At 73.5% G+C, this 4658-nt stretch carries 6 protein-coding genes and 1 tRNA gene; 4 read left to right on the forward strand and 3 right to left on the reverse strand.

Annotation, left to right across the window (positions count from 1 at the left end; translation table 11 throughout):
• The 3 genes from HMPREF3086_RS00015 to HMPREF3086_RS00025 all read right to left on the reverse strand — a co-directional run.
• On the reverse strand, positions 1-822 hold an 822-nt coding region (locus HMPREF3086_RS00015), incomplete at its 3' end, for a phytoene/squalene synthase family protein (protein ID WP_070719646.1).
• A complete protein-coding gene (locus HMPREF3086_RS00020) occupies positions 819-1823 on the reverse strand; it encodes a polyprenyl synthetase family protein (RefSeq protein ID WP_246830825.1) in 1005 nt (334 codons plus the stop codon). The genes HMPREF3086_RS00015 and HMPREF3086_RS00020, both read right to left, overlap by 4 nt.
• A gap of 198 nt (positions 1824-2021) precedes the next feature.
• Positions 2022-2104: transfer RNA gene (locus HMPREF3086_RS00025), tRNA-Tyr, on the reverse strand.
• Positions 2105-2240: 136 nt separating this feature from the next.
• Here HMPREF3086_RS00025 and HMPREF3086_RS00030 point away from each other — a divergent pair.
• The 4 genes from HMPREF3086_RS00030 to HMPREF3086_RS00045 form a co-directional block, all read left to right on the forward strand.
• The gene (locus HMPREF3086_RS00030; RefSeq protein WP_007630882.1) at positions 2241-2735 is read left to right on the forward strand and encodes a YajQ family cyclic di-GMP-binding protein; all 495 of its coding nucleotides are present in this window, start codon (positions 2241-2243) and stop codon (positions 2733-2735) included.
• A gap of 11 nt (positions 2736-2746) precedes the next feature.
• Complete coding sequence (gene modA / locus HMPREF3086_RS00035; protein ID WP_141763919.1) at positions 2747-3526, forward strand: molybdate ABC transporter substrate-binding protein; 780 nt, start codon at positions 2747-2749, stop codon at positions 3524-3526.
• Positions 3523-4317 (forward strand): ABC transporter permease, encoded by a 795-nt coding sequence (locus HMPREF3086_RS00040; protein ID WP_061228438.1) that lies wholly within the window; start codon positions 3523-3525, stop codon positions 4315-4317. The genes modA and HMPREF3086_RS00040 overlap by 4 nt, the downstream gene beginning before the upstream one ends.
• Positions 4310-4658 (forward strand): ATP-binding cassette domain-containing protein (locus HMPREF3086_RS00045; RefSeq protein ID WP_141763920.1); only part of this gene is annotated, 349 nt, incomplete at its 3' end. The genes HMPREF3086_RS00040 and HMPREF3086_RS00045, both read left to right, overlap by 8 nt.

Here is a 4658-nt window from a genome sequence, read left to right on the forward strand (position 1 = left end):
GCCGATCACGGCGAGTTTGACCGGGTCGGGCACCCGCACCCGGCCCGCGCTCACCCCGGCCGCACCGGCCGCGCGGAGGCGGGCGTTGAGCTCGGCGAAAAGGTCGTGCGCTGCCGCCACCGCCAGGCGGTCACGGCCCGGGATGCGGTCGATCGCCGCCCGCGCGACGCGCAGGTCCGCGTCCACGTGGTCGGCCAGCTCGCGGACGTCCCCCTCCGTCAGCGCCCGCGGGTCCCGACCCGGCAGGTAGTTGCGACCGAGTTCCAGCGAGTCCTCCCGGACGTCCCGGAGGAAGTTCACCTTCTGGAACGCCGCACCGAGTGCGCGCGCTCCCGCCGCCATCTCGTCGTCGTCACCCAGTCCCCCTCCGGCGAACGTACGCAGGCACATCTCCCCGATCACCTCCGCCGACCCGTGGATGTACCGGCGCAGGGACTCCTCGGTGTGCTCGGTGACCTCCAGGTCGGCCTCCATCGAGTCGTAGAACGGGTCCACCAGGCGCGCGTCGATCCCGAACCGACGCGCGGTGTCGGCGAACGCGTGCGTCACCGGATCCGGGTCCAGGCCCCGGTCGATCGCGCGGTGCGTGCGGCGCCGCGCCTCCGCGATGAGCTCCCGCGCGGCGACCGGGTCGTCCATCGCGCCGTCGACCACCTCGTCACCCACGCGCGCCCACGCGTAGATCGCCGCGACGTGCGGGCGGGTCGCGGGCGCGAGCAGGCGGCACGCCAGCGCGAACGACGTCGAATACCGGCGCAGGATCACCTCGCTGCAGCGGCGTGCCGCCGCGGTGAACTCCGCGTGCGGGCTCTGCTGGGTCATCGGTTCCTCTCCAGGGCGGTGGCCAGGTGCGATTCGAGCGCCTCGCGGACGACCGGCGGTACGGCCGGCGAGTCCAGGGCGGCGCGGGCCGCGGTGACGAGGTCCTCCGCGATCCCCAGGGCGTACTCCCGCGCGCCGCATTCGCGCAGCAGCTCGCGCGCTGTGTCGGGGTCGGGGTCGGACCGGTTCAGCGCGGCGTCGATCTGCGGCCACGCCCCGGTCGCGCGGGCGTGGGCGAGCAGCACGGTGGGCGCGCGGCGGACGAGGTCGCCGGAGTTCGACTTGCCCGTCACGGCCGGGTCGCCGAACACACCCAGCACGTCGTCCACCACCTGATACGCGGTGCCGAGGTGGCGGCCGGTCTCCCGCAGCGGGTCGACGATCTCCTCGGGCGCTCCGGCCAGGACCGCGCCCAGTACGAGAGGCAGGCACACCGAGTAGGCGGAGGTCTTGGCCGCGCCGATCGCCAGCGCCCGCTCGCAACCGGCGGGAACGTCCTCCGAGGCGCCGTGGACGTCCGCGAACTCGCCGGCCACCGACGCGACGACCGCCCGGTGCACCTCGTCCACCACACGGTGCAGCGTCGCCGCGGGCACGGGCAGGCGCGCGAACTCGGCCATCGCCGCCACGAGCAACAGGTCCCCGCCCAGCAGCCCGCCGATCATCCCCACGTGTCCTGCACACTCGGCGGGCAGTCCGCGATCGGCGGCCCGCGTGGCGGTGCGCCCCTGCAGGTTGGGGTGGCCGCGACGGTGGTCGTCCCCGTCGGCGAGGTCGTCGTGGACGAGGAACGCCTCGTGCAGCAGCTCGAGGGCCTGGCCCGCGGCGGCGCGCACGGTCTCGTCCCGCCCACCGGCGGTCGTGTAGACGGCGTCGAACAGCGCGGACCGCATGCCCTTCCCGGAACGGGTGGTCCGGCCCAGGTCACCCAGCCAGTCGTCCACCCCCCGCCCCAGTCCGGGCGGCAGCGCGCGGGCGGTGATCCGATGGGCGGCGGTCATCGAAACGGGTGTCATATCGGGTTGTTCGGAGCCGGGGCCGTCGTGGATATGTCTCACCTCGATTCTGGTCGACGAGATGCGGCGTGACAGGTCGTGCGGGACGTGACACCGGAGCCGCCCATGCCCACACTTTCACGAATGTGCGCGCGACGTGCCCCGAAATGCACGAAGACCCCCGCTTGTGGCAGGGGTCTCGCGTGCCAGATGATGGATTCGAACCAACGTAGGCATAAGCCGACGGATTTACAATCCGCTCCCTTTGGCCGCTCGGGCAATCTGGCGTGCACCCTCAAGGGCGCTACGACACGATACAACGCACACGCCCCCGGGTGCCAAATCGGGGTGGTCAGGGGTGGTCCGACGGGGCGGGTAGCCTGGCCTGGTCGGTTCACCACCCCCTACGTCAGGAGTGCGCCCATGGCCTCGGAGTCCTCGTTCGACATCGTCTCGGAGTTCGACCGCCAGGAGGTCGACAACGCCCTCAACCAGGCCGCCAAGGAGCTGGGCACCCGCTACGACTTCCGCGGCACCGACGCCGCCATCGAGTGGAAGGGCGAGGACGCCGTCGAGATCACCGCGAACTCCGAGGACCGGGTCCTGGCCGCCAAGGACGTGTTCATCGAGAAGCTGGTGCGCCGCGGGCTGAGCATGAAGGCCCTCGAGGTCGGCGAGCCGATGGCGTCGGGCAAGGGCTACCGCCTGGTCGGGTCGCTCAAGCAGGGCATCGACAAGGAGAACGCCAAGAAGATCACCAAGCTCCTGCGCGACGAGGGCCCGAAGGGCGTCAAGGCGCAGATCCAGGGCGAGGAGATCCGCGTGTCGTCCAAGAAGCGCGACGACCTGCAGGAGTGCATCGCGCTGCTCAAGGGCGCCGACTTCGACGTGGCGCTGCAGTTCACCAACTACCGCTGATCGGCCGGGCCGTGGGCTCCCCGGGCGCGGTCGGCCGCCAGTGCCGCGCCGCCGCGATGGTCGCCGTGGTGGGCCTGTCCCTGCTCGCGGGGTGCGCGTCCGGTGGCGACGACGACGAGGGCGGCGACCTGACCGTGTTCGCCGCCGCCTCGTTGAGCGGGGCGTTCACGGAGATCGCCGAACAGGTCGAGAGGTCCGAGCCCGGTGTGTCGATCCGGCTGAGTTTCGGCGGGTCCACCGGCCTGGTCGACCAGCTCGCCGGCGGCGCGCCCGCGGACGTGTTCGCCGCCGCGGACGTCGTGACCATGGACCGTGCCGTCGACGCCGGGCTGGTCGCCGGCGAACCCGTTCCGTTCGCCACCAACGTGCTCACGCTCATCACCCCGCCGGGTAATCCTGCGGGGATCACCGGGCTCGACGCGTCCCTGGACGGCGCCCGGTTGGTCGTCTGCGCGGACGGCGTGCCGTGCGGGTCCGCGACTCGCGAGCTCGCCGAGGCGGCCGGGGTCGAGTTGCGCCCGGTGAGTGAGGAGTCCGCGGTCACCGACGTGCGCGGCAAGGTCGCCTCCGGGGAGGCCGACGCGGGGATCGTCTACGTTACCGACGCGCTCGCGGTCGCCGGCCGGGTCGAGCGGGTCCCGATCACCGGGGCTCCTACCGTGCCCAACGTCTACCCGATCGCCGTCCTCGACCGCGCTGCGGACTCCGGGCCCGCCCGCCGGTTCCTCGACGCCGTCACCGGTCCCGCCGGGCGTGCGGTGCTGGCCGAGCACGGGTTCGGGCCGCCGTGACCCGGCCGCCGCTTCCCCGGTGGCTGCTCATCGCCGCCGCTGTGGCCGTGCTGTTGGCAGCCCTGCCGCTGGCCGGGATGGCGGTGCGCGTGCCGTGGACCCGGGTCCCCGAGTTGCTGACCTCCGAGGCCGCCCGCGATGCCGCGTGGCTCAGCCTTCGCACGTGCGCGGTCTCCACCGTGCTGTGCGTCCTGCTGGGGACCCCGCTGGCCGTGCTGCTGTCCCGCAGTCGTGGGCCGCTGGCGGCCGTGGCCCGCACCCTCACGGCGCTGCCGATGGTTCTCCCCCCGGTCGTGGCGGGCCTGGCGCTACTCATCACGTTCGGCCGCACCGGCGTGGTGGGTCGCCACCTGTCCGTGCTGGGGGTCGAGGTCGGGTTCACGACCGCGGCCGTGGTGATCGCGCAGACCTTCGTCGCGATGCCGTTCCTCGTGGTGGCGCTGGAGGGCGCGCTGCGTTCGGTGGACGCGCGGCTCGAGCGGACGGCGGCCTCGCTGGGCGCCTCCCCGTCCCGCGTCCTGGCGACCGTGACGTTGCCGCTCGTCCTACCCGCCCTGGCCGCCGGCGCGACGATGTCGTTCGCCCGTGCGCTCGGCGAGTTCGGCGCGACGCTGACCTTCGCCGGCTCCCTGCAGGGCACCACCCGGACCCTGCCGTTGGAGATCTACCTCAGTCGCGAGACCGACACCGAGACCGCCCTCGCGCTGGCCGTCCTGCTCATAGCGGTGGCGGCCGTGCTCATGGCGGCCTCGGCGCTCGTCGCCCGCCGGGCGGTGGTCGGACGTGGCTGACCACTCCCCCGGTGCCCGGCCCTCCCCCGCCGCCGCCGAGCTCGACTGCCGGGTCACCGCCCGCGGTATCGACCTCCGACTCACCGTCCCCGCCGGCCGTCGCCTGGCGATCGTCGGCCCCAACGGCGCGGGCAAGTCCACGGCGCTGTCCCTGCTCGCCGGGCACCTACGCCCCGACTCGGGCGAGGTCCGCCTCGACGGCCGCGTCGTCAGCTCGCCCCGCACCCACGTGCCGGCGCACCGCCGCCGGGTCGTCGCGCTCGAGCAGCGGCCCGGTCTGCTGCCGCACATCACGGCCCTGGAGAACGTGGCGTACGGCCCCCGCGCCCGCGGTGTGCGCA

Source organism: Dietzia sp. HMSC21D01, from assembly GCF_001815995.1.
In the GTDB taxonomy this organism is placed as follows: Bacteria; Actinomycetota; Actinomycetes; order Mycobacteriales; family Mycobacteriaceae; genus Dietzia; species Dietzia cinnamea.